Here is a 25372-nt window from a genome sequence, read left to right as displayed (position 1 = left end):
TCTACTTCGTTATTTTTAAATCCAACCTCATTCATATGATTCTCTTTTGTACATTTTTCTAAGCGAACTTGTCGCTAAACCATCTCGTCGGTAGCACCCCGTTGAAAATACGTATTTGTGACAGTGCCATTACAGGATGTTAATTTTTGGTGTTATAACAATCCTGATCTAATTTACTCGAGAATTGGTTGGGAGGGATTGATGAGAAACTGTGATACCTATAGATCTGGTGTTAGGGCTTTTATATGAAGTGGTCAGGAATTGGTTTTCGACTCATACTTGCGTTTGGTGTGCTCTCATTGACGACTCTACTAGTCGCGACGATGTCTTTTCATACCTTCAAAGAGACTCAAGCACGGCTGACCAAAATTCAGGAACAAGACATGGCGGCGCTGGATGCGGCTTCGCGGCTTAATGAGATGGGTAGACGAATCATCGCGACATCATCGGTTATTCTCTCTTCAGAATCAAACATAGAACGTAATAAAGCGATAAAGGACATAGAGTCATATATCGAGACCATGAATAAAATTATGGTCAACTTCCCTGATTACAATAATTACTTTAAAGAGCTGATCACTCAGATCGGTAACAGCCTCAATTTACTTTATCTAAGCGAAGCGAAATCCCAACAATTGAATAAAGAGTTTAGAAGCTTACTCGATGGGCTTTTTCCTTTGCTGTTTGAATCGGTGCAATTATTGCGGCAACTCCCCGGCGGCGACCAATCAAAAATAGACTACCCTCGTTTGAAAGCACTGTTGTATTACCAAGCGGGCTTGGCAGAAAAGCTCTATAACGACCCAACCTACAATGAATTAGATAACACTATGATAAGGCTCGAAGAGCTAGGTGCGGAGTGGTTAGCTCTGTGGAATCATGGGAACTTAGCCCAAAACTACCCTGATCTGAATGAACGCTTAAATACAATGATCAACGTAATGTCGAGAAAGGGCCGATTGTTTGAGCTGAAAAACCAGCTTTTGGATCTTAGCTACCAAAAAAGCTTTTTACTTGATAACAGCCAAACGCATTTGCATCAACTGGCGGTGCAAATAGAAAGCTATGCCGCGAGAGTGAACAAGAAAATAGACTCGGCTATCGCCCTTACGGGGAAAGAGCTGACTCGAAACAACCGCTTGTCGCTTATTCTTGCACTATTCAGTCTGTTGGCGGCAGCAGGGATTTCTTGGTTCTATGTAAGAAAGAATATCCTAGAGCGGGTTAAAGCGTTACAACTGAGTATGCGTTCTATCGCCTCCGGCAAGCTTGATACCGAAGTTGAGCTGAAGGGGCGTGACGAAATGACCGAAATGGCGAAAGACGTTCGATTTTTCCAGCAAACCGCTCAGGAATTAGAGCAAACCAATCACCAGTTATTGTCCACGCAGAACGAGCTCGTACAGGCGGGTAAATTGGCCGCTTTAGGGGAGTTAAGTGTTGGTATTACTCATGAGATCAATCAACCATTGACCGCGGTTAATAGTCACTTACACAGCGCATCTTTGTGGTTAGACAAGGGGCAGCCAGAAAGAGCCAAAACCAATCTGACGAAGATCGCTAAGCTCATTGAAAAAACGTCCACCATCACCCGTCACCTCAAGTCTTTTGCTCGAAAATCCGATGGCAAACTGGAACAGGTTAATGTCAGAGCGGTGACGCTTGAAGCCTTAGAGTTACTGGAATCTAGAATTAATGAGCTGAACTGTCGTATTGAGATGGCCACTGATTCAGAACCTGATGATCATGTGTCAGTACTGGCAAATGGAATACGCTTTGAACAAGTCATTGTGAATGTGCTGGGTAACGCATTGGATGCGGTAGAAGAGAGCGAGAACCCAACGATTCGGATTCAAATCAAGCAGCATTCTCAACAGGTTATATTATTGATTAAAGATAACGGAAGCGGTATCGACCCCGATGATTTGTCTCATATTTTTGACCCCTTCTACACCAGTAAAAGTGTTGGCAAAGGGCTTGGGTTGGGGTTATCCATTGCTTACAACATAATCAGAGATTTTGGTGGTAGCTTATCGGCTGACTCTCAACTGGGGGAGTGGACGGAATTTAGCATAGGGTTACGTAGTTATGATTCAGCCCAAGGGCAAGGAGAGCAACAAGATGATTAAGCAGGTGGTATTAATCGACGATGAAGTTGATGTGGTTGACGCCTTGAGTGAAATGCTGGAACTCGAAGGTTTTGCCGTCAATGCTTTTACCAATGCAAAGCAAGGGCTGACCTTTCTAAGACCCGAAAGCCCTGCCGTTCTACTATGCGACGTTAAAATGCCTGAAATTGACGGTTTATCTTTACTGAGCTTGGTTCATGCACGAGTGCCGGGGTTGCCCGTGATTTTAATGAGTGGGCATGGAGACATCCCGATGGCGATCGAAGCGATGAAAATTGGCGCTTTTGATTTTTTAGAGAAGCCTTTGTCACCTCACGTGTTGGTGGCAAAATTAACTAAGGCGTTAGAGAAGCGTCAGTTTGAATTAGCTCAGGGAACAACGACTAATCGCGACACAGAAACCATTGAAGAGGTGGTTATTGGAGACTCTGCGGCGATGGAGTCTATTCGACAGCAGATCTTAGTACTTGCCAAAACAGGGGTGGATACCATTATTAATGGGGACACAGGAACAGGCAAGGAAGTTGTCGCCCAAGCCTTACACCGCTTTAGTCGTAGAAAAAACAAACCCTTTGTGGCGATAAACTGTGGGGGGATGACAGAAAGCATTATTGAGAGTGAGCTATTTGGTCATGAAGCGGGCTCATTTACCAGCGCCAACAAAAAGAGAATAGGGAAGATAGAGCAGGCCAATGGTGGAACGCTTTTTCTTGATGAGATAGAAAGCATGCCAATTTCCGTCCAGATAAAATTGCTTCGGGTACTTCAAGAGCGAGTGGTGGAACGTGTTGGTGGCAATGAACTGATCCCCGTTGATCTGGTGATTGTTGCTGCTAGTAAAGCCGATCTTGCGAAGCTTGGTGAAACGGGGGCCTTTCGCAAAGACCTTTTCTATCGACTTAATCTCGCCTGTATTAACTTACCTAAGCTTAATCAGCGACTGGAAGACTTGCGTCCACTATTCAAACATTTCGTCCTGCAAGCTTGCCACAAATATCAATTAGAACAGCCTGAATTTCACCCTGAGCTTTTAGGGCAGCTGAGTAAGCACGACTGGCCGGGAAATATCCGAGAGCTACGAAATGTGGTTGATAGGTTTGCGTTAGGTATTGTGGGAGATGGGTTTAATCTGGACAAGGGCGTGCAATCCCCTCCTGGGCAAGAGCTGGATTTTGAGATGCAAATGGACAGCTACGAAAGAGAGTTGCTCACTCAGGCTCTGCTCGACACTCAGGGAAACATTAATGCGTCAGCAGAAAAGCTCTGCTTGCCAAGAAAAACGCTGTACCGAAAGTTGAAAAAACACAATATCGATAAGCACGATTTTAGAACGGGGACTTGTGATTAGAGTGAAAAGTAACAAATAAATATTCCCTGAAAAAGCGAGTGGACATAAGTGACCCAAATAACCAATTTAAAACGGGACATAAGTGACTCAAATCAAGATGAAACTTATTGGTTTGATTTTAACTGATTGATATTTATTATAATTTAAAGTTGGCTTGCTAGTTGCAATAAGCCATGTTGATTAACGTGAAACAAACATTTAATTAACATAAGGAAGTAAAATGAAAAATGTTACCAAAGGATTCCTACTAGCCAGCTCATTGCTATTGCCTTCGCTTTCCTACGCAGAAACTTGTTCTAACCATGGCGTTTTAGACGATAAGTTTTGTGATGAAAATAATGATTTGGTTGCTGACACGCCCAAAAATCCAGATGAGTGGCGTGATCCGAGCACACTGGTTTTCACTTATACACCGGTAGAGGACCCTGCGGTTTATAAAGATGCGTTTGCTGATTTTCAGGCTCACCTTTCGAAGGTGACAGGTAAGAAAGTCATTTATTATACCGTTCACTCAAACTCTGCTCAGGTAGAAGCCATGCGTTCGGGTCGTCTTCATGTTGCTGGTTTTTCGACAGGTCCTACGGGTTACGCCGTTAACCTCGCTGGCTATGTCCCAATTGCAGTTAAAGGTACAGCAGATGGTTTCCAAGGTTATAACCTCATCACCATAGCTCGTAAAGACGGCCAAGTTCAGGAGATGTCTGATCTGAAGGGCAAAAGGGTTGCACATACTTCTGCGTCATCAAACTCTGGTAACCTAGCTCCTCGTGCTCTATTCCCTTCAGAAGGAATTGTTCCAGACCAAGATTACAAGGTTCTTTACTCGGGTAAGCATGATCAATCAATTTTAGGTGTATTTAACGGAGACTATGACGCAGCACCCGTAGCATCGGACGTCTTTGATCGAATGGCGGATGCGGATCGTGTTGATGAAGAAGAGTTAAATATTATCTATCGAAGCCCCCGATTCCCTACATCTGCCTTTGGTTATGCACACGACTTACACCCAGATTTGGTAGCGAAGATAAGAGAAGCATTTAATACCTATCGATTTACTCCTGAAATGTCGGCGACGTTTAAAGGTGCAGACCGCTTTGCTCCAATCACTTATAAAGAAGAGTGGCAAGTAATTCGAGATATCGCTCACGCTACGGGTACCGCTTATACCAAAACGGGCCTTAAAAAATTAGCTGAGAAAGATGCCGCTAAGCGCGCGAAGAAAAAAGCAGCAGCGCTCGCCGCGGAAGCTAATAAAAGTTAAGACTAGAACAACCTAAATTAAACCAAGCCAGTTCCTTTTAAATGTGTGCCTTAACCGGTAGGGCACTGGCTTGCCAAAATTAAAAAATAAAGGATTAAAACAATGACGGTGATGAGTTCTAATGCAATTCAAATCAATAACCTACATCACGAATATATAGTAGGGAAACCTGTGCTCAAAGGTATTGATATTGATATTAGTGAACCAGGTATTGTCGCAATTATAGGCCCGTCTGGGACAGGGAAAAGTACACTATTGAAGTGCATCAATAGGCTCAATGATCCTATTGACGGCGAAATTATGTTTGATGGGGCAGATCTGACCAAAGTCAAAGGTAAAGAATTGCGTAAGCTGAGACGCCATATTGGCATGGTCTTTCAGGAATATAATTTAGTTGAACGCTTAACCGTACTGGAGAATGTATTAAGTGGGCGCTTAGGTTATATGAGTTCTTGGAATGCTTGGCGTCGAAACTACAGTGCAGAAGATTTAAAGCAAGCGTTTGAGTTATTAGAGTTTGTAGGTTTGAGTGAGTTTGCAAACCAAAGAGCAGACAGCCTGTCGGGCGGTCAAAGACAACGTGTTGGTATTGCAAGAGCTGTAATGCAAAACCCTTATATATTACTGGCAGACGAACCCACCTCATCACTCGATCCAAAAACGGCTGTGGAGATCATGGAGTTAATGGAGGTGTTCTCAGAACGAAATGACATGCCCGTACTAGTTAATATTCATGACGTGAAGCTGGCGCAACGATTCGCCAAACGCATCATTGGCATGTGTAACGGAAAAATACACTTTGATGGTGCGCCGAGTGACATCACTGAAGAAGATCTGAAAGTCATTTATGGGGGTGAGTCATGGATGGATTAAGGCAAACCGCTTCGATAGATAAAAGTAACACCATCGACAAAGAGAACCCTTTTAAACCTTCGCTAGTGAATAAGGCTATTTGGATAGGAATTGCTGTTTACTTGGTCTACAGCTTTAGCACGCTAGGGTTAACAGTCGATAGGGTTTTAATTGGTTTCGGTGAAAGTGAGCGCTTATTAAGTCGCATGTTCCCGCCAGATTTCTCCCGTACTAGTCTTTTAATTGGGGGCTTGTTAGAAAGTTTACAAATCGCCATTATTTCAAGCTTTTTCGGAATTATGATCTCATTGGTATTAGGACTACTAGCTGCTAGAAATATGATGCCTGCGATTGTGAGCACACCCGTTCGTTTGTTCATCGCACTGTGCCGATCTTTCCACCCAGTCATTATTGCCATCATTTTTGTTAAAGCGGTGGGGTTTGGCGCGTTAGCAGGCATATTAACGTTGATTATTGCCTCTATCGGTTTCATCGCAAAATTGTTTGCAGAAGCGATAGAAGAAGTCTCGTTTAAACCGGTTGAAGCGATCAAAGCCACGGGTGCGAGCTACATGAGTGTGATTTTGTACGCGGTGATGCCTCAAGTATTCACTCGATTTATTGGCTTTTCTAGCTACCAATTAGACTCCAACCTTCGTAACTCAACCATGGTTGGCATAGTTGGCGCAGGTGGGTTAGGAGGAACGCTATTCTCTGCTTTCCAACGTTTTGATTATGATTTTGTATCCGCCATTCTTATTACTATTATTGCCGTCATTTTGGTCGGTGAGTTTCTTTCTAATCTGGTCAGGAGGATCTTCTAATGACAACTGCGAGTATAGATAGAGAGTGGCAGAGGTTTACTCTGTCGGAAAAGCTATCCCGATTTTCCGTGTACTTTGCGATTGCCGCAGCGTTGATTTGGTCTTGGCAAACCGTGGAGGTTATTCCTGAGTTTCTTTATGACGCACCAGAGCAGTTCGTGGATATGTTTAAACGCATGACGCCAGTAGATTATGGCTTCTATCCGACAACGGTGCATGCGGCTCTAATTGAAACCTTACATATCGCGACGTTAGGCACCTTATTTACATTGGTACTAGCGGTTCCTTTGGCGTTGTTGAATGCCCCAAATATTACCCCCAATAAAACCATAAACTGGTTAGCTCAGGTGGTACTCGTGTCCACTCGTTCAATCAACTCACTGGTTTGGGCACTGTTATTTATTGCTCTTTTTGGACCGGGTGTTTTGGCTGGGATCATGGCGATCGCAGTACGAAGTATTGGTTTCGTTGGCAAACTACTTTCGGAAGCATTAGTTGAAGTTAATATGGGCACAATCGAAGCTATTAAAGCCACGGGTGCTCCTAAGGCGAGTATATTAATGAAAGGGTATTGGCCTCAGGTAATGCCCGCTTTTTATTCAATAGTACTATTTCGCTGGGATATCAACGTACGAGAGTCTGCGGTATTAGGGTTAGTGGGGGCTGGAGGCATTGGTGTGGTGCTTAATGATGCTCAAAACCTATTTGAATGGCAAAAGGTGTCTATGGTTCTAATCAGCATCTTCGCTGTTGTTATTATTGCTGAAGCGATAGTCGTGCAAATTCGTAAGCGCCTATTGTAGATAATCAATATTGTCATATCTATTTCAATAGATGTACCTAAAAACAAAAAACCGGGCTGAAGCTCGGTTTTTTGTTTTCTACGAATGGGATAACAATGTTTCATATAATGAAAAGAAAAGTTACTTAATATATAAGCAAGTCAATTTAAATGATTGTTCTTGTGAACCTATATAGGTTTTTTTCCTAGAAAGGAGAGCTCTATGCTCTCCTTTTTATTTATCAATTAGTTATCAATTTCATTAAAAATCATTAACGCCATATCCGCCTTTAAACAACTAATTTATAGAGTTTTGAATCACATTCCCTATTACCTATTCAGGGAATAATTACTTCATCAATTTGACGCTGAATATTATTAACAACAGCAAATAATTGAATTCAGGGAAATAACAATAATAGGTAATAAAATGAACATGAAACTTAAAAGTGTAATGATCGGAGCCGCAATGATGTCTGTCGCAGCTATTCCAGCAGGTGCTGCATTTGCGAAAGATTACCCGCCAAAAACATTATCGTTTGTTGCACCGTCTGGTGCTGGCGGTGGTTGGGATTTAACTATTCGTACTGTTGCTAAAACACTAAAAGACACTGGTCTAGTAAAAGCAAATATGCCAATCACAAACCGTCCTGGTGGCGGTGGTGCGGTTAACCTTGCCTATATGCAAACACAGCAAGGTAGCGACAAATTAATCTCTGTTTACTCACCACCAATTCTGCTAACAAACCTTACCGGTGCAAGTAAATACAGCTACCAAGATACAACGCCATTGGCTCGTTTAATTACGGATTATGGCGCATTCGTTGTGTCTAAAGATTCGCAATACACATCTATTAACCAAGTAATGGAAGCACTAAGCAAAGATCCTAAGAGTGTTAAGGTTGGCGGAACATCTGCAGCCGGCAGTATGGACCACATTCAGTTTCTTATGATTGCAAAAGCCGCGGGTGTACCGAATCTTAATCAGATAGATTACATCTCCTTTCAAGACGGTGGTGCTGTGGCTCAAGTATTGGGTGGACACGTTGACCTCATTTCAACCGGTCTTGGCGACGTTGCTCAGTTAGTAGAAAGTGGTCATTTATCCGCTCTTGCACATACTGCTGACAAGCGTGTTGGTAAAGGCGCAGTTGCTGAAATTCCAACGGTAAAAGAGCAAGGTATCGACGAAACATTTGAAAACTGGCGTGGTCTGTTCGCTCCAAAAGATATGCCAGCTTACGCGGTTGAATATTGGACTGAAACGTTAGAAAAAATGGTTGAAACACCAGAATGGGCTGAAGCGCGTGAGCGTAACGGTTGGGATGATGCATACCAAAATGGCGCTGAATTCACTAAATTTTTGGCTACAACCAATGAAGATTATAAAGAAATCCTAGCTGAAATCTTTAATAAGTAATTCATCATTCGTTTATTAATAATAGAGCGCCTGATGATTGGCGCTCTCAAATATATTCGAGTCCTCGTTAGCCTTAATCATTATTAGAGAAAGGATATTATATGGAACAGCAAAAAATCCGACCAAATTGGGATGCATTTACCGGTTTATTCAGCATTGCATTTGGCCTTATCTATGGGGGCATGACTTACGCTATGCCAAGGGCTGCGTTTGGCAATCCTTTAGACCCACTATATTTCCCGGCGGGCGTAGCTATTTTAACGCTAATTGTAGGTGTCATTTTATTGCTTCGAAGCAATATGAAAGCCTCAATACAAGCTTACGTCAACCTTATCAATGAAGACGAAACTAAGAAGTACGATCGTAAAAGAATTTTATACACCTGCATAGTATCTATTGGCTACGCGATGATATTCGACACGCTTGGCTATGTGATCAGCACATTCTTATTCATGTTCGCGATGCTTACTATCACTGGTGGTAAAGAAGTTTGGAAGAGAAGCACAGTCGTCGCACTTGTGTTTGCCGTGACCGTATTCTTTATCTTTAGCACGCTGCTAAGCATCAGTCTTCCACCATTACCATTTATGGAATAGGACGAAATAACTATGAGTGAAATTTTAGCTAACTTAATGAATGGTTTCGGTGTGGCTCTCCAGCCTTACCATTTATTACTAGTAACTGTGGGCGGTGTACTTGGTACTATCGTTGGTATGCTTCCGGGTCTTGGCCCTGCAACGGGCGTTGCGGTATTACTACCAATGACGTTTGCAATGGGCCCAACCGCTGCTTTGATCACAATGACTGGTGTATACATCGGTGCAATGTTCGGTGGCTCGCGCAGTTCGATTCTAATCAATACCCCCGGGGACGGCGCTGCACTAGCCGCCACTTTCGATGGCTATCCCATGGCGATGAAAGGGCGAGCAGAGTCTGCATTGGCTATCTCGGCAATAGCATCACTGATTGGTGGTACGATTGCTGCGGTACTAATGACACTACTTGCTGAACCGGTTGCTGGCTTTGCTTTGAAATTTGGTCCTGCTGAGTATTTCTTGCTAATGGTTGCGGCACTGTCTATGACGGCATCTATGTCAAAAGGCAACATGCTTAAAGGCTTCCTATCAATGGTGATTGGTCTTGCCATCGCAACCGTTGGTATTGATGCACAGTCAGGTACAGAACGCTTCACATTTGGCAACTTACACCTTCAAACAGGTATCGACTTCTTAGTTGTTATCATCGGTATTTACGCGATGGGTGAAGTATTCAAAAGCTTTAGCTCTCTAAGTAAAGGCACCAAGAAAGCGCAAACTAAATTCAAACGTATTTGGATTGAAGGCGACGATTGGAAACGTTCTAAGTGGGCTATTCTACGTAGTGCTCCAGTCGGCTTTATCATCGGTTCACTGCCTGGCGCTGGTGGTACGATGGCTTCGCTTATGTGTTACAACAATGAAAAGCAGCTCTCTAAACACAGCGATGAGTTCGGCCAAGGTGCAATCGAAGGTCTGGCTGCTCCTGAGTCAGCAAACAATGCCGCTTCTATTGGTGCAATGATCCCAATGCTATCACTAGGTGTACCGGGTTCAGGTACAACAGCGGTAATGATGGGCGCGCTATTAATGTTAGGTATTCAACCTGGTCCACTACTGTTTGTTCAACACGCTGACGTTGCATGGGGTCTAATTGCTAGTATGTTTGTTGCAAACATTATTCTAGCAGTTGTGAACATCCCTCTAGCAGGTGTGTTGGTTCGAGTACTGGCAATTCCGCCTAAAGTTCTTTACCCAATTGTACTAGGCCTTGCGTTCATCGGTTGTTACGCAATCAGTAACTCAACGATTGAGTTCTACATCTTAGTAATCCTGGGTGTGGCCGGTGTTGTAATGAAGCGTACAAACATCCCAACAGCTCCAATGATTCTAGCGGTAATTGTCGGTGGTACGATGGAGCAATCATTCCGTCAGGCATTTAGAATCTCAAACCAAGACTTTGCTATCTTTGGTAGCTCAACAGTGTCTCAGGTTCTTATTGCAATCACTGTACTTTCGATTGGACTTCCGCTACTTGGAATGTACAGAAAAAGCAAAGCTGAGCAGAAAGTTCAAACAGCGTAATCGTTAGGCACATCGTTTAACATTTCGTTAAGTAATCTACTGAAAGCCAATTCTTATTAATTTAAGGGTTGGCTTTTTGATATACGTTCATTTTATATATGGACTGGATATGTGTTTGGCTGAAAGTATCTGTACGGCTTATTTGTTGTGGTGTTTTTGGGTTAAGTTGTTAATAACTAGAGAAAATCGAGATTAAATCATTTACGTCATTTAAATTCATAGTGTGCTACTGGAGATATGACTAAACTCAACTTTTATACGTCCAATAAATCCGATAATTTAAACGTGAATTTTCTAAAGAGAAAGGTCAGTGCTCACTTCATACAGTTTTGAACAAATCAATAAAACCAATGCGAGAAGAATGGAAAAGGTTAGAGCCTTCTTAAGCATTATGGGGTTGGGAGTGGATTTGGATGTCGAACTCTTTGTTATTGCTTACGCGAATGGAAAAGTGATTGCCTGCGGTGGACTTGCGGGTAGCACATTAAAATCGATTGCCGTTGATTCTGAATATCAGGGGACTGGATTATCGACTAAGTTGCTGACGGAGCTCGTTACAAGAGCCTATGATTTAGGCCGTTACAACTTGTTCATTTATACCAAACCTGAGAATTATGCGATGTTCCACAGCGCAGGGTTTTATCAGCTTACCTCGGTTAAAGACCGAGTCATCTTGCTTGAAAATAGCAAGACACGTTTGTCGAGCTATTGTTATGACCTGTCTCAGCACAAGAAGCCCGGTGGCATGATTGGTAGCATTGTAATGAATGCAAACCCTTTTACTAATGGCCATCGGTATTTGGTTGAACATGCAGCGAAGCAGTGTGATTGGGTTCATCTGTTTGTGGTAAAAGAAGACCGTTCGTTTTTCTCCTATAAAGATCGACTCACAATGATTCGTGCTGGCCTCAAAGATCTGACCAATGTGATCATTCATGAAGGTTCTGATTACATCATTTCACGTGCAACCTTTCCAAGCTACTTCTTAAAAGATGAAGGCGTTATCAACTACTGCCATACTGCTGTGGATTTACAGCTATTTCGGTCTTATATTGGTCCGGCTTTGGGGGTAACTCATCGCTTTGTCGGGACAGAGCCTATTTGTGCGGTAACACGTTTTTATAATCAGCAAATGCAGCAGTGGCTATCAACCCCAACACTTGATGAACCTGCAATTTCTCTGGTGGAATTACCGCGGACAGAGTGCACCAGCGAGCCTATCTCAGCGTCGTTAGTTCGCAATTTACTGTTCGACAACCAGTGGGATATGATTGCTCAGTTAGTGCCTGAGAGCACCTATAATCATCTAGAGCAACTCTTCAAATTAGAAACGTCTGTTTACCAAGTAAAAAGAAGAGCAATGACATTAAAAGAGAAACAGAGCGCTGTGGCTTAGGTTCAAATTTAGATATTTAGTTTATACAAAAAAACGCCAACATTGAGTTGGCGTTTATAATATCTGCATTGAATATTCTATTTATCTAAAGCGTGTTGCCATTAACGAGTTGGTTCAAATAGGACTTACATGTTTATCAGACAGCGATAAAATCATCGTCTGTATTTCCTCTAGAGAATGACGATTGTTTCGACTACAAGATTGTGCTGATTGAGAGCAAATAGGACACTTGCGAGTGATCATATTGCACGACTTTCTTGAAATCATCTTACCTTGATGGTTCATTACGTCGAGATTGAACAGTGTACCTAAAGGGTGAGTACGCTCAATCTCCATCATATGTTTTTTAATATCATTCGCTGATTGAGAGTCCATCACAAATAGAGCCTCAGAGCCCAGTGCACTGTGGGTGATTTGCCGAGTGAGTATATCGAAATTGAGTTCAGAAACTTTAGCTTTAATCGCATCTAAAGCGTCATGAAAAATAATATCTGTGTACTTTTCTTTTGCCAATGAACTAGGGATGTTTAACGTTAGCGTCATTATTGGTTTGCCAAACTGTCTTAACAAATTGCTCTGCTGCTCATTTCGTATAGCTATATCGTTGAAATATTCATTTATATTATTTGTGTTTCTCATACCAATCTCTTTATCCATCAGGTGTCCATCTAAGGACCATATCTATTTCTTCCTAAAATATACTCGAGATCAAAAGCAGTTATTAACGACGTTTGAGTTTTAAATGGTGTTAATGGGGTTAACTAAATACTGGGATTTTTGATGGTTTTTATTGGGGTAATTTGTGGTTAATTAATTAAATAAAAACACCTCAAATAATTAAATTAATTAACGCCATTTAAGTTGTTTTGCCGTGTAATTTGAATGATGGGCTTCACGATGTAGCATCAACTTGACCAGTAGACTCTACAAACATTATTCAACACGGATTAAGAATGATTATGAGTCAAGACCCAATTATTTATGAAGGTTTCACTCTCATGGCGTTAGGCATGGGGTTTGTATTTTGCTTTTTATGTCTATTGGTAGGGGCGATTCGCGTACTAACCAAAGTCTCTTCCTACTTTGTACCGCCAGCAGAGCCAGCTCCTCCGGTTTGTACTCAAGTACCAACAGCATCAAACGACACTCTTGTCGCCGCAATCTCAGCTGTACTTCATCATCATAAGAAAAAATTTAGTTAATTACTGTTTTAGAACATAGGGAATTTTCAATGTCTAATATTAAAAAGCCGCTTGGAATCACAGATGTAGTTTTGCGCGATGCTCACCAATCACTTTTTGCTACTCGTTTGCGTCTAGACGATATGTTACCCATCGCGTCAGAATTAGATGAGATCGGTTACTGGTCACTGGAAACGTGGGGTGGTGCTACTTTTGACTCGTGTATTCGTTTCCTTGGTGAAGATCCTTGGCACCGTCTACGTGAACTTAAAAAAGCGATGCCTAATACTAAGCAGCAAATGCTGTTTAGAGGACAAAACATTCTGGGTTACCGTCACTACGCTGATGACGTGGTTGATAAATTTGTAGAACGTGCTGTGTTTAACGGCATGGATGTATTCCGAGTGTTTGATGCACTCAATGATGTACGCAACATGAAGCAGTCAATCGCAGCGGTAAATAAACAGGGTGCGCATGCACAAGGCACGATCTGTTATACAACCAGCCGAGTTCACACAATGCAGTCGTGGATTGACGTTGCTGAGCAGCTTGTAGAGTGTGGCGTTGACTCAATTGCAATCAAAGACATGGCAGGTGTCATGACCCCGTATGAAGCATTTGAATTAGTATCGACCCTTAAAAAACAGCTTGATGTAGATCTTCATCTGCATTGCCATTCTACAGCAGGGTTGGCTGACATGACTTTGCTAAAAGCTATTGAAGCGGGTGTTGACCGTGTTGATACGGCAATTTCTTCAATGAGCGGAACCTATGGTCACCCATGTACTGAATCGATTGTTGCAGCGCTTGAAGGTTCAGATCGAGAAACGGGTCTGAACATTGGAAAGCTTGAAAACATCGCGGCATATTTTAGAGAGACGCGTAAAAAGTATCACGAGTTTGAAGGCCAACTAAAAGGCGCAGACTCTCGCATTTTGGTTGCTCAAGTGCCTGGCGGCATGCTGACGAATATGGAAGCACAATTAAAGCAGCAAAACGCACTCGATAAGATGGACCAAGTATTAGAAGAGATCCCTCGTGTACGTGAAGATCTTGGCCTAATCCCATTGGTAACGCCGACATCTCAAATTGTAGGTACACAAGCTGTCATCAACGTCATGATGGGTGAACGTTATAAAACGGTCACTAAAGAAACGGCAGGTGTTTTAAAAGGTGAATATGGCCAAACGCCAGCGCCTGTAGATAGTGAACTACAAGCAAAAGTGTTGGATGGAAGCGAAGCCATCACATGCAGACCTGCTGATCTGATAACCCCAGAAATTGAAAAACTTTCATTAGATGTTCAAGAGCAAGCGAAAGAGAAGGGTATCTCACTCTCTGATGACATTATTGATGATGTGTTAACCGTTGCGTTATTTGATCAAGTAGGTTGGAAGTTCTTAGAGAATCGTAATAACCCTGATGCATTCGAACCGTTCCCCGTTGAAGCCGATCCAGTGGCTAACTCAGCGAAAGCGACTCAAGTGAACAAAGAAGATGAAGCGATTTATACCATCAATGTTAATAACCAAAGTTACGTCGTACAGATAAACGAAGGTGCTGATCCTGAAGTTCTAGCCGCTTCCGTTTCAAACGCTATCCCCCAAGCAGCGCCTGCTTCAGCACCCTCTAGTGCTCCTTCTGGAAATGCAGAAACAGTCGCTGCACCTCTTGCTGGTAACATTTGGAAAATTCCAACGAAAGTCGGCCAAGAGGTGAAAGAAGGTGAAGTACTTCTAATTCTAGAAGCAATGAAGATGGAAACTGAAATTCGTGCATCTCGTGATGGCGTAATTGAAAACCTAACGGTATCTGAAGGTGATTCAGTACAGGTAGGTGACTCACTACTCGCACTAGCGTAAGGGTAAATTATGGACAGTATTTTAGCCTTAGTAAGAGACTTCGGTTTCCTACATTTGCAAATGGGCCAAGCAGCAATGATCGTTATCGGTCTCGGCCTGCTTTATCTTGCGATTGTTAAAAAGTTTGAACCACTACTGCTTGTACCAATTGGCCTTGGTGGCATTCTTGCAAACTTGCCAGAAGCGAACCTAGCAGTCAGTGGTGTGGAAGCGGCTATTTATGCAGGTAAAGCTGAAGTTATGGCGGGTTTTGCAAGTATCTTGGAACTTGCAGATGCGTCGCCGGATGTCATTAAGTACGCGTTAGATTCTGCCACACCTCAGCAAAAGATGGGCTTACAGCTATTGGCTGAACAGTTCAAATACAGTGATGGTATGTTGTATACCTTCTACAACGTAGTCATTGCGTCTGGTGTTGGTCCACTAGTTATATTTATGGGGGTGGGTGCGATGACCGATTTTGGTCCTCTACTCGCTAACCCTAAAACATTGCTATTAGGTGCAGCTGCGCAGTTCGGCATTTTTGCCACCGTGTTAGGTGCATTGGGTCTTAGCCAGCTAGGGTTAATGGATTTTAGCGTGGCACAAGCAGCGGCAATTGGCATTATTGGTGGCGCTGATGGCCCAACGGCTATCTACGTTTCTAGCATGCTTGCTCCTGAACTTTTAGGCGCAATCGCTGTTGCAGCATATTCTTACATGGCTTTGGTTCCAATGATCCAGCCGCCTATTATGAGAGCGTTAACAACAGAAGCGGAACGTAAGATCACAATGACTCAGCTTCGCACAGTGAGCAAAGTTGAAAAAGTGTGCTTCCCGTTAATGCTGCTTATACTGATTGCTATGTTACTCCCTTCAGCAACACCACTACTGGGTATGTTCTGTTTTGGCAACCTGATGCGTGAGTGTGGTGTGGTTGAACGTTTAAATGAAACAGCTCAAAACGGCTTAATCAACATTGTGACTATTTTCCTTGGTCTATCTGTTGGTTCCAAGCTTATGGCTGATAAGTTTTTACAACCACAAACACTTGGAATTCTAGCATTAGGTATCGTGGCTTTCTGCGTGGGTACAGCGACTGGCTTGATCATGGCTAAACTAATGAACAAAGTCTGCAAAGAGAAGGTCAATCCGCTGATCGGCTCTGCTGGTGTTTCTGCTGTACCGATGGCTGCACGAGTGACCAACAAAGTGGGCCTAGAAGCGAATGCACAGAACTTTCTACTGATGCACGCAATGGGTCCAAACGTCGCTGGTGTTATTGGCTCGGCAGTAGCTGCCGGTGTAATGATCAAGTATGTGATCGGTGGTTAAGCAAACTATTAAAAGGGAGGCATCAGTGCCTTCCTTTCTATTGATATTCTTGTCAGAATAATAATTCAATATTTTGGATGAATATAGAATTAATAAAGGGAGCCTTTGTGTATGAGCACTACCTCTATGCAATTAATAGCAAGAGTAAAAAGCGGTTTATCATTTAGAAATCGAGTCTTTATATTAATTTTTGCATTAATGATGGTGCAACTGATCTTTGTAAGTATAAATTTCCACAAAGGTCTTCTCGATACTTTAGAGCACCAAGTTGGAACGCGTGCCTTAATTCAAGCAAAAGAAATTGCCAGTGATCCTGAGTTAATTCAAGAAGTAAGAATTAAAAATGTCCCAGCGATAGAGCGAGTAATAGATAGACTGCATAAGATCTCTGATGCTAGCTTTATTGTCATTGGTGATTCGAATGGCATACGGTTATCTCATCCAGTAAAAAGTCAAATTGGATTTCCGATGCAGGGGGGTGATAATGCGGGCGTTTTAGAACGCGGCGAAGCATATATTTCGCTAAAGGAAGGAAGCCTTGGTTATGGTGTTCGTGGAAAAGCCCCAATTGTTGATTTCGATGGTGAAATAATCGGCGTTATTTCAGTTGGTTATTTATTTGATCGATTTGAACAGTGGGTTGAATTTTATTTTGAACCTGTCGTGTACGAATTCATATTGATGTTCTTTCTTACTATCGTGGGAGCGTGGTTCTTTTCAAGCCATATTAAGAAAAAAATGAACGGTATGGAGCCTTCTGAAATTGCTATGGCGCTCTATTTGCAAAAATCCATTTTATCTTCCGTTTATGAGGGTGTTATCGCCATAGATAAAGAAGGGACGATTCTCACGACAAACCGTAGTGCACTAGATATCCTAGGGGCGAATGGCAATGTTCAAGGCGTTACCTCTCGGTCGATTACTGACCTCGTTAGCAACTCACAGTTTTTTTTCCAAACCCCTTTCGATAAAAACATAAAAGATGAAATTGTCTCAATTAATAACCAAACAGTTATAGCAAATCGTGTTGCAATATTTGATAAAGAAGACTTAATTGGTTGGGTTGTCAGCTTTAGGCACAAGAATGATATCAACTCATTAACAGCAGAATTAACACAAATTAAACAATACACCGATAACTTACGAGTTATGCGTCATGAGCATGCTAATAAACTATCGACAATAAGTGGTTTAATTGAAATAGGTGAGAACCAAGCAGCATTAGAATTGATCAATAGTGAAAGTATTAGAAAACAGCAATTAATTGATTTTGTAAGCTCTAGAATTAAATTAAAGCAGATTGCGGGGATTTTACTTGGTAAATATTCTCGATCTTGCGAACTTGGTCTAGATTTACAGTTTGATCCTACCTGTCAATTATATCAATTAAGTGAGAAAATAGATCCAAACGAATTGTCTGCCATTATTGGAAATTTGATTGATAATGCATTCGAGGCAACTCTAAAAAACCCTGAAAGTAACAAGATTGTTACAGTGTTAATTACCGATGCAGGTAATGACTTAGTTATTGAAGTTGGTGATAACGGTTGCGGAATTTCAGCTGATATAGCCAGTACGATATTTAGTCGAGGGGTTACCAGTAAAAATGATAATGAAGGCCATGGAATAGGTCTGTACCTAATTAACAGGTACGTAACAAATGCTGGAGGAGTTATATTAGTCGACGATGCAGAACCGAAGGGAACCATATTTTCGATATTTATTCCGAATAAGGTGAATGAAGAATGAATATGATCGATGTATTAATTATTGAGGATGAAGTAGGGATTGCTGAACTGCATGCACAATTTTTTCGTCAAACGGTAAGGTTTAACCCCATTGGTATCGCTTCAAGCGTCGCCATGGCAAAAACCATGATCCGTATCCACAAACCAAAACTGATTATTTTAGATAACTATCTGCCAGATGGCCTAGGGATCGATCTTTTCCGAGATGTGATTGCGGAGAAAGGGAATTACAAACCAGACTTTATACTGGTAACGGCCTCAAGTGAGATGGACACCGTTAAAGATGCGCTTCAGTGTGGCTGTTTTGACTACCTTTTAAAGCCAATCTCTTATGATCGATTACAAGAAACGCTGAACCGATACTTAAAGTACAACTGTGCAATTAAAGCGTTTGATAATATCAGCCAACGTCATGTTGATGATCTTTTTAATATTCAAGCTAGAGACAAAGAATCGAGTCGATTACCAAAAGGAATTGGTGAGTTAACGCTGGATAAGATCAAGCAAGTATTTAGCCAGAATTGTGGTTTTAAATTTACTGCAGAGAGCTTAGGCTCAGAAGTTGGCATTAGTAAAACCACCGCAAGACGCTACCTTGAATACTGTTCGGCAAGTGGCTTTTTGGCTGTTGAAAATGAACACGGTCGAGTTGGTCGCCCTGAAAGAGTTTATGTTAAAAACGATTAGTCGATCCTAAACTTAGTTGTCTCTAAAAAACGCCGCTTTCTTTATAAGAAAGTGGCGTTTTTATGCGTACAACGCTGCCATTCAAACACTAAAACCCTCTCTTCATACGAATTAAAGCACTAAAACTAACCTTCAAAGTGGTTAAATTCATTAACTCCATTAATGGTGTTTACCCTATGACGAAACTTGAACTTCATCCCCTTATAACAGCAACTGATTAACGACAATATCCTTAGTCGGCAATAGCTCTTAACTTCGTCTGTTACCTACCCAAATTAAAGATTTCCAATAGCCGTATCTTAAGGATTTGTTATGAATATTAGTCAGCGATCTTACGCTGGAACACTAGAGTCAAGTGACTTGCTGGTCGAGGTTACCCCTTGTAGCAGTGGGCATTTAGAAATTGATATTACCAGCTCTGTAGAAAAACAATTTGAACCACTAATTCGACGCGTTGTGAAAACAACACTCGAGGAGATGGGTGTAACGTCTGCGATTGTTGTCGTTAACGATAAAGGCGCACTTGATTGCGTGATTCGGGCTCGCGTGCAAGCTGCGGTTATGCGCGGCGCTGGTATTGGTAGTGAAGATATCATTTGGGGAGCAGTGTAATGAGTAAGCTACGTAGAAGTATGTTATTTGTGCCGAGTTCAAATGCAGCAATGTTAAGCAACTCATTTATCTACACGCCCGATGCAATCATGTTTGATCTTGAAGACTCCGTTTCAATTCGTGAAAAAGATACCGCGCGTATGTTGGTCTACAACGCGTTGCAACATCCGTTGTATGCCGATATTGAGACTGTTGTTCGTGTTAACGCTTTGGAGTCTGAGTTTGGTCGCGCTGATGTAAGAGCGGTGGTTAAAGCGGGTGTTAACGCAGTTCGTCTACCAAAGACTGATACGGTTCAAGATGTCATTGATATGGAAATGGTTATTGAGCAAGCCGAAATTGAGTTTGGTCGTGAGTTAGGTAGTACCAAAATGCTTGCTGCTATTGAATCAGCGCAGGGCGTTAATAATGCCGTTGAGATCGCATGTGGTTCAAAACGCTTGATTGGTATTGCTCTTGGTGCTGAAGACTATGTGCGCGATTTACGTACGCAGCGTACTCCACAAGGCACTGAGTTACTGTTTGCTCGTTGTTCAATACTACAAGCGGCACGCGCTGCAGGCATTATGGCCTTTGATACTGTCTATTCTGACACTGCCAACGAAGAAGGTTTCTTGAACGAAGCTGAACACATCAAAGATTTAGGTTTTGATGGCAAGTCACTGATCAACCCTCGTCAAATCGAAATGATTCATAACGTTTTTGCTCCGTCACAAAAAGAAGTTGACCACGCCATTGCTGTGATCGAAGTTGCCGAAGAAGCAGAGCAGCAAGGGTCGGGCGTTGTATCGCTAAATGGAAAAATGGTGGACGCGCCAATCATTGAACGCGCTCGTTGGACACTTGAAAAAGCAAAATCTGGAATCAAACAGTAAGGCAGCAGCGCTATGAATAACGAAAACACCCTATACATTGATTTAGAAAAACAGAACCTAACCCCTTATTCTGGGCCGCATGCTTTAACACCTCACTTGCTTGATAGAGAGAGCAAAAAAAACCGCAAGATTTTTAAAAGTGTTGAAGATTCGGTCAAAAATAGTGGCTTAAAAGATGGAATGACCATCTCTTTTCACCACTCGTTTCGTGGCGGAGACAAAATCATCAACATGGTGATGGACGTAATCGCTGATCTTGGGTTTAAAAACTTAACCCTAGCCTCAAGCTCATTGTCCGATGTTCACGCGCCACTGGTTAGACATATTGAAAATGGCGTGATCACGCAGATCTATACGTCTGGATTACGTGGAGAACTTGCAGAAAAGATCTCGCGTGGATTACTTGATCAGCCTATCCATATTCACTCTCACGGTGGGCGCGTTCACCTTGTTCAAAATGGTGAACTGAATATTGATGTAGCGTTTCTTGGCGTATCAACAACCGACGAATTCGGTAATGCCAATGCTGTTAGTGGTAAAGCGCGCTGTGGTTCACTAGGTTATGCACAAATTGATGCGAAATACGCTAAGCATGTTGTGCTGCTAACGGAAGAGATAGTTCCATTTCCAAACCATCCAGCTTCGATAGCTCAAGACGATGTCGATAGTGTTGTCGTTGTTGAGAGCGTTGGAGATGCTTCGAAGATTGGCGGTGGTGCAACACGAATGACAAGTAACCCTCGTGAACTATTGATAGCACGTAAAGCGGCGGATGTGATTGAACATTCGGGCTATTTTAAACCTGATTTCTCAATGCAGACTGGCTCGGGTGGCGCATCATTAGCGGTGACTCGTTTTCTTGAAGAGAAGATGGTGAGAAAAGATATTGCCGCGAGTTTTGCGCTTGGTGGTATTACGTCAACCATGGTGGATCTGCACGAAAAAGGGCTGATTAAAACCCTACTAGACGTGCAATCGTTTGATGCTAATGCAGCAGACTCATTAGCGAGAAACCCAAATCATATCGAAATTTCTGCAAATCAATACGCGAATCCAGCCTCAAAAGGTGCGGTAGTTGACAGGCTTGATGTGGTTATTCTCAGTGCTTTAGAAATTGATACTGATTTTAACGTCAACGTTATTACCGGATCAGACGGTGTTATTCGTGGTGCATCGGGTGGTCATAGTGATACCGCTGCTTCTGCAAACTTAACAATAATTGTGGCTCCTTTAGTTCGTGGGCGTATTCCAACGGTGGTGGATTCGGTTCTTAACGTTGTCACAGTTGGTAGCCTGATTGATGTTCTCGTAACCGATCACGGCATTGCAGTAAACCCAGAGCGTAAAGACATTCAACAGAAGCTTGAGCAAGCAGGAGTTGAATTAATGAGTATCGAACAGCTTCAGCAGCGCGCTGAGTTGTTAACAGGCAAAGCTCGTCCGATTGAATATAAGAAAAAGATCGTGGGCTATGTACGTTATCGCGATGGATCGGTTATAGACACAATCAATCAAGTTCGAGATTAGCGTTTGTACCGCGGGCCTAAAGTTACTTTGCATCAAGTCCTTGAGGGCAAAGAGGAACGCGTTCGGCGGCAAAGAGAGTGGATGGCAGTCCATTCTCTTCCGCTTATTTCTTTTACCATCAATATGCTAGGAGAAGTAAAGCAAAACAAGATAGCAAAAATCGCCTTTGGATCAGGTCATCAGGCCATTATTGAGAAATGCAAAGAACATCAGATCAATATTTCGGGCGTCGGAATCAAAATCGCTGTTACTGGTTATGAGTTGATATTTGCCATAGATGTGAATAGCGCACAACAACTGAAACAGCTAATGGTTGAAGTAGAAGAAGATCACCCGTTTGGACGTTTATTCGATATTGATGTTATTGACCTAGACGGATCTCAGATCTCACGCCAACAGCTAAACCAACCTCCCAGACGATGTTTGATATGCGAACAGCAAGCTAAAACATGTGCTCGCAATCGAACCCACTCTCTTACCGAAATGATCAATAAAATGAGTGAGATAATAAATGAACGCGACTAAAACTTTAGAATGGCTCATGGACGATTGCCCCCTGTATCGTTCATCGGAAAAAGGTGAAGCCCAGCTAAATATCTATGAATTAGCCGGTAACTTGGCTTACCACGCCATGATGTTAGAGGTACACCTAACGCCAAAAGCGGGTCTTGTTGACTGTGTTTCAAGTGGTGCTCATTGCGATATGGATATCGACACCTTTATTGCGAGTTCTAACACCCTTAGGCCGTACATGAAACTGTTCGTTAAAGCGGGCTGTAACATGCATGAAAAACCGGCGAAAGAACTTTTACCGGGCCTACGTAAAGTCGGCATCCAAGCGGAAAATGCCATGTTCCGAGCAACGAATAATGTGAATACCCATAAAGGGATGATATTTACTCTTGGGCTTATCTGTGGCGCTGTCGGTTGGCTTCATAAAAAGGGGATCAGTTATGACGCTGCGCGGGTTCGAGCTGTGATTAAAGAGTGCTGTGCTGATTTGGTGTCTAAAGAATTAAAAGACGCTATCGGAACCCCCAAAACAGCCGGCGAACGTGCTTATCATCAACATGGATTAACGGGCATCCGTGGTGAAGCGGCAAAAGGGTATCCAACCATCTTTAAATACAGTCTTCCCCTTTATGAAGGATGTATTCGCAGTGGACAGTCTGAAGAACAAGCGATGTCCAAAAGTTTGTTGTCTTTAATGGCACATAATGATGACAGTAACTTAGTTAACCGTGGCGGTATTGAAGGTCTTAATTATGTTCAATTGCAAGCTCAAGGCTTACTGCAATATGGAGATCTTGCACCTGAGTATTTGGAGCAGAAAGTTACTTTGTTTGACCAGCAATTGATTGAAAGAAACCTAAGCCCAGGTGGTAGTGCTGATTTACTTGCTGCAACGTGGTTATTAGCTCAACTTAACGTTTGCTCACAAATTCTAGTCAATAAGCGTTAATTGTTTCGTCGAAAGAGGGCTGTGAAAATATCCAATAGCAGTCAATAAATGAGTGGAAAATTAAAATAATCCAGTCAATAAACTGGAAATAGTCAGAGTCATAGCCAGCAAAAATAAGAGGAAGAAAGCATGCTTAGTTTAGGCATCATAGGAAATTTTTTAGGGCATCTAAGTGGTGCAGAAAGTGTCACAGAGGATCGTTTACCTAACGGAATATTTGTTATTGATTGTGAGCACCCTGACACACTCAGCAGCAATGAGATTGCAAAATACCCAGAGCAGGGCAGTAAGGTAGATATAGAACCAGAATTCGTATTACGTTGTCAGGTGAGTTACGCCGGAGGCAAAGTGAGCGCGCTAATGGCGAAGCAGATGACGATTGGAAATGACTTTACCATTCGAGACCTACCGGGTTCAGAGAAAATAGATCAACGGAAATCGTGGGGCGCACAATCTAAGGGCATCAACGCTCATTGGTGGGATATTTTACGATTAAGCCCCGCCAATTATGGTGAAAATTTTAGGCTCATTTCCTTTATTGAGCGAAACGGAGAGATGATCTTAGCAACGCCTGAAGTTAACTGTACAGAGTTGAAAGTGTTTTACTGTCACTTGATGGCTTGGATGGTGGATAGAATCAACAACCAAAAGGACGAAGGCATGTACAGTGCCATCTTACCAAGCATTGCAAAGTTAGGTTATCCAAGTGAGTTGATTCTATATACCGGCGCGCCTAACTATACACCTTGGGGTGAGAAAAACTTCGTTCAAAAAGGTGATAAAATTCATATCGCAGGTTATGACGCTGAGTTTGTCGATAGTGCACTTGTGAAAGAGATGTTTAACCGTAATGAAACTGACAATAACGATTATCTTCTCTCATTCACACAAACCGTCGAATAGTTTCAAGCCGTAGATAAATAGATAAATAAAGAAAAAGGGCTTAATAACTAAGCCCTTTTTACATTTTTCTTATGCTTTATTTAAGTTAAGTCAATTACTTAATCAAACCAATCTCACGATAGTACTTTTCCGCACCAGCATGCAATGGAGCAGATAGACCATCTTTCATCATCTCTTCTTTCTTCAAGTTGGCAAATGCAGGGTGAAGACGTCTAAAGTCGTCAAAGTTTTCAAAGACAGCTTTAACAATGTTATAGACGACATCTTCTGGAACTTCCGTTGACGAAACAAACGTAGCACCTACACCAAATGTTGCTGTGTCGTTGTCGTTACCACGATACATACCACCGGGAACGCTAGCTGTACGATAGAAGCTATTGTCAGAGACTAGCTTATCGACTTGCTTACCAGAAACAGAAACCACGACACTGTCACATGATGTTGTCGCTTCTTTAATCGCCCCACTTGGGTGGCCAACCGTGTAGATCATTGCATCGATTTTGTTATCACACAGCGCAGAAGACTGCTCAGATGCTTTTAACTCTGATACCAATTTAAAGTCGTCATTTGTCCAGCCATACTCAGCCATCAACACTTCCATGGTACCGCGTTGACCAGAACCAGGATTACCAATGTTTACACGCTTACCTTTAAGATCTTCAAATGTTTTAATTCCAGAATCGGCTCTTGCTACAACCGTAAAGGGTTCAGGGTGAACAGAGAATACTGCGCGTAGCTCTTTAAAAGCCCCTTTATCAGCAAACTTGCTGGTGCCGTTGTAAGCGTGATACTGCCAATCTGATTGAGCAATACCGAGATCGAGTTCACCCGCACGAATGGTATTGATGTTGTAAATTGAACCGCCAGTGCTTTCTACTGAACAGCGGATATGGTGTTCACTTCTAGACTTGTTGACTAGACGACAGATAGCACCGCCTGTTGGGTAATACACCCCAGTAACACCTCCTGTGCCAATTGTAACGAATCGGTCTTGAGCTACCGCAGTGCTTGCCGCACCAATCAATAAAGTTGCGGTTGTAGCGGTGACGAGTGACTTAAGTCGCTTCATG

23 protein-coding genes are annotated in these 25372 nt (G+C 42.4%); 21 read left to right on the top strand and 2 right to left on the bottom strand.

Annotated elements, in window-relative coordinates:
• The first annotated feature begins 245 nt into the window (after positions 1-245).
• The 10 genes from L4C54_RS07455 to citC all read left to right on the top strand — a co-directional run bounded on the left by L4C54_RS07455 (position 246) and on the right by citC (position 12131).
• The gene (locus L4C54_RS07455; RefSeq protein WP_428807673.1) at positions 246-2129 is read left to right on the top strand and encodes an ATP-binding protein; all 1884 of its coding nucleotides are present in this window, start codon (positions 246-248) and stop codon (positions 2127-2129) included.
• On the top strand, positions 2122-3477 hold the full coding sequence (locus L4C54_RS07450; protein WP_428807672.1) for a sigma-54-dependent transcriptional regulator: 1356 nt from the start codon (positions 2122-2124) through the stop codon (positions 3475-3477). Before L4C54_RS07455 ends, L4C54_RS07450 begins: the two co-directional genes overlap by 8 nt.
• 220 nt (positions 3478-3697) lie before the next feature.
• Positions 3698-4738, top strand: coding sequence for a phosphate/phosphite/phosphonate ABC transporter substrate-binding protein (gene phnD, locus L4C54_RS07445; RefSeq protein ID WP_428807671.1), 1041 nt, complete (start codon positions 3698-3700; stop codon positions 4736-4738).
• Between the two features lie 102 nt (positions 4739-4840).
• Positions 4841-5611, top strand: coding sequence for a phosphonate ABC transporter ATP-binding protein (gene phnC / locus L4C54_RS07440; protein ID WP_428807670.1), 771 nt, complete (start codon positions 4841-4843; stop codon positions 5609-5611).
• Positions 5599-6414: a phosphonate ABC transporter, permease protein PhnE gene (gene phnE / locus L4C54_RS07435; RefSeq protein ID WP_428807669.1), complete on the top strand. Its 816-nt coding sequence runs from the start codon at positions 5599-5601 to the stop codon at positions 6412-6414. Before phnC ends, phnE (L4C54_RS07435) begins: the two co-directional genes overlap by 13 nt.
• Positions 6414-7217: a phosphonate ABC transporter, permease protein PhnE gene (gene phnE, locus L4C54_RS07430; protein ID WP_428799839.1), complete on the top strand. Its 804-nt coding sequence runs from the start codon at positions 6414-6416 to the stop codon at positions 7215-7217. Before phnE (L4C54_RS07435) ends, phnE (L4C54_RS07430) begins: the two co-directional genes overlap by 1 nt.
• Before the next feature lie 408 nt (positions 7218-7625).
• The gene (locus tag L4C54_RS07425) at positions 7626-8615 is read left to right on the top strand and encodes a tripartite tricarboxylate transporter substrate binding protein (protein ID WP_428799840.1); all 990 of its coding nucleotides are present in this window, start codon (positions 7626-7628) and stop codon (positions 8613-8615) included.
• A 101-nt stretch (positions 8616-8716) separates the two neighbouring features.
• Positions 8717-9211 (top strand): tripartite tricarboxylate transporter TctB family protein, encoded by a 495-nt coding sequence (locus L4C54_RS07420; protein ID WP_428799841.1) that lies wholly within the window; start codon positions 8717-8719, stop codon positions 9209-9211.
• Between the two features lie 12 nt (positions 9212-9223).
• Positions 9224-10735 carry a tripartite tricarboxylate transporter permease gene (locus L4C54_RS07415; RefSeq protein ID WP_428807668.1) on the top strand — a complete coding sequence of 504 codons (1512 nt, stop codon included), beginning with the start codon at positions 9224-9226 and terminating at the stop codon, positions 10733-10735.
• 310 nt (positions 10736-11045) lie between these two features.
• A complete protein-coding gene (gene citC, locus L4C54_RS07410; protein ID WP_428807667.1) occupies positions 11046-12131 on the top strand; it encodes a [citrate (pro-3S)-lyase] ligase in 1086 nt (361 codons plus the stop codon).
• A 114-nt stretch (positions 12132-12245) separates the two neighbouring features.
• Here citC and citX (L4C54_RS07405) read toward each other — a convergent pair whose 3' ends face one another.
• On the bottom strand, positions 12246-12770 hold the full coding sequence (citX, locus tag L4C54_RS07405) for a citrate lyase holo-[acyl-carrier protein] synthase (RefSeq protein ID WP_428807666.1): 525 nt from the start codon (positions 12768-12770) through the stop codon (positions 12246-12248).
• Between the two features lie 320 nt (positions 12771-13090).
• Between citX (L4C54_RS07405) and L4C54_RS07400 the strand changes: the two genes are divergently transcribed.
• The 11 genes from L4C54_RS07400 to L4C54_RS07350 all read left to right on the top strand — a co-directional run bounded on the left by L4C54_RS07400 (position 13091) and on the right by L4C54_RS07350 (position 24302).
• Positions 13091-13333 carry an OadG family protein gene (locus tag L4C54_RS07400; RefSeq protein WP_428799845.1) on the top strand — a complete coding sequence of 81 codons (243 nt, stop codon included), beginning with the start codon at positions 13091-13093 and terminating at the stop codon, positions 13331-13333.
• Between the two features lie 29 nt (positions 13334-13362).
• Positions 13363-15174 (top strand): sodium-extruding oxaloacetate decarboxylase subunit alpha, encoded by a 1812-nt coding sequence (gene oadA / locus L4C54_RS07395; RefSeq protein WP_428807665.1) that lies wholly within the window; start codon positions 13363-13365, stop codon positions 15172-15174.
• Positions 15175-15183: 9 nt separating this feature from the next.
• Positions 15184-16488 carry a sodium ion-translocating decarboxylase subunit beta gene (locus L4C54_RS07390; RefSeq protein WP_428799847.1) on the top strand — a complete coding sequence of 435 codons (1305 nt, stop codon included), beginning with the start codon at positions 15184-15186 and terminating at the stop codon, positions 16486-16488.
• A gap of 111 nt (positions 16489-16599) precedes the next feature.
• Positions 16600-18237 (top strand): ATP-binding protein, encoded by a 1638-nt coding sequence (locus tag L4C54_RS07385; RefSeq protein ID WP_428807664.1) that lies wholly within the window; start codon positions 16600-16602, stop codon positions 18235-18237.
• Entirely contained in the window at positions 18234-18923 is a 690-nt protein-coding gene (locus L4C54_RS07380) for a response regulator (RefSeq protein WP_428799849.1), read from the top strand. The genes L4C54_RS07385 and L4C54_RS07380 overlap by 4 nt, the downstream gene beginning before the upstream one ends.
• Before the next feature lie 312 nt (positions 18924-19235).
• On the top strand, positions 19236-19535 hold the full coding sequence (gene citD / locus L4C54_RS07375) for a citrate lyase acyl carrier protein (protein ID WP_428799850.1): 300 nt from the start codon (positions 19236-19238) through the stop codon (positions 19533-19535).
• A complete protein-coding gene (gene citE, locus L4C54_RS07370; protein WP_428799851.1) occupies positions 19535-20410 on the top strand; it encodes a citrate (pro-3S)-lyase subunit beta in 876 nt (291 codons plus the stop codon). Before citD ends, citE begins: the two co-directional genes overlap by 1 nt.
• Positions 20411-20422: 12 nt before the next feature.
• Complete coding sequence (gene citF, locus L4C54_RS07365; RefSeq protein WP_428807663.1) at positions 20423-21937, top strand: citrate lyase subunit alpha; 1515 nt, start codon at positions 20423-20425, stop codon at positions 21935-21937.
• 3 nt (positions 21938-21940) lie between these two features.
• Complete coding sequence (gene citX / locus L4C54_RS07360; RefSeq protein ID WP_428807662.1) at positions 21941-22462, top strand: citrate lyase holo-[acyl-carrier protein] synthase; 522 nt, start codon at positions 21941-21943, stop codon at positions 22460-22462.
• Positions 22449-23399 carry a triphosphoribosyl-dephospho-CoA synthase CitG gene (gene citG, locus L4C54_RS07355; protein ID WP_428807661.1) on the top strand — a complete coding sequence of 317 codons (951 nt, stop codon included), beginning with the start codon at positions 22449-22451 and terminating at the stop codon, positions 23397-23399. Before citX (L4C54_RS07360) ends, citG begins: the two co-directional genes overlap by 14 nt.
• Positions 23400-23528: 129 nt before the next feature.
• A complete protein-coding gene (locus tag L4C54_RS07350) occupies positions 23529-24302 on the top strand; it encodes a DUF5718 family protein (protein ID WP_428807660.1) in 774 nt (257 codons plus the stop codon).
• Positions 24303-24396: 94 nt separating this feature from the next.
• On the opposite strand, the gene L4C54_RS07345 is transcribed toward L4C54_RS07350, so the two are convergent.
• Positions 24397-25371: a TAXI family TRAP transporter solute-binding subunit gene (locus L4C54_RS07345; protein WP_428799855.1), complete on the bottom strand. Its 975-nt coding sequence runs from the start codon at positions 25369-25371 to the stop codon at positions 24397-24399.
• Between the last annotated feature and the right edge of the window lies 1 nt (position 25372).

It is taken from the genome of Vibrio lamellibrachiae (assembly GCF_050337265.1).
GTDB classification, from domain to species: Bacteria; Pseudomonadota; Gammaproteobacteria; order Enterobacterales; family Vibrionaceae; genus Vibrio; species Vibrio kyushuensis.
This window is presented reverse-complemented; position numbering and strand designations above follow the sequence as displayed.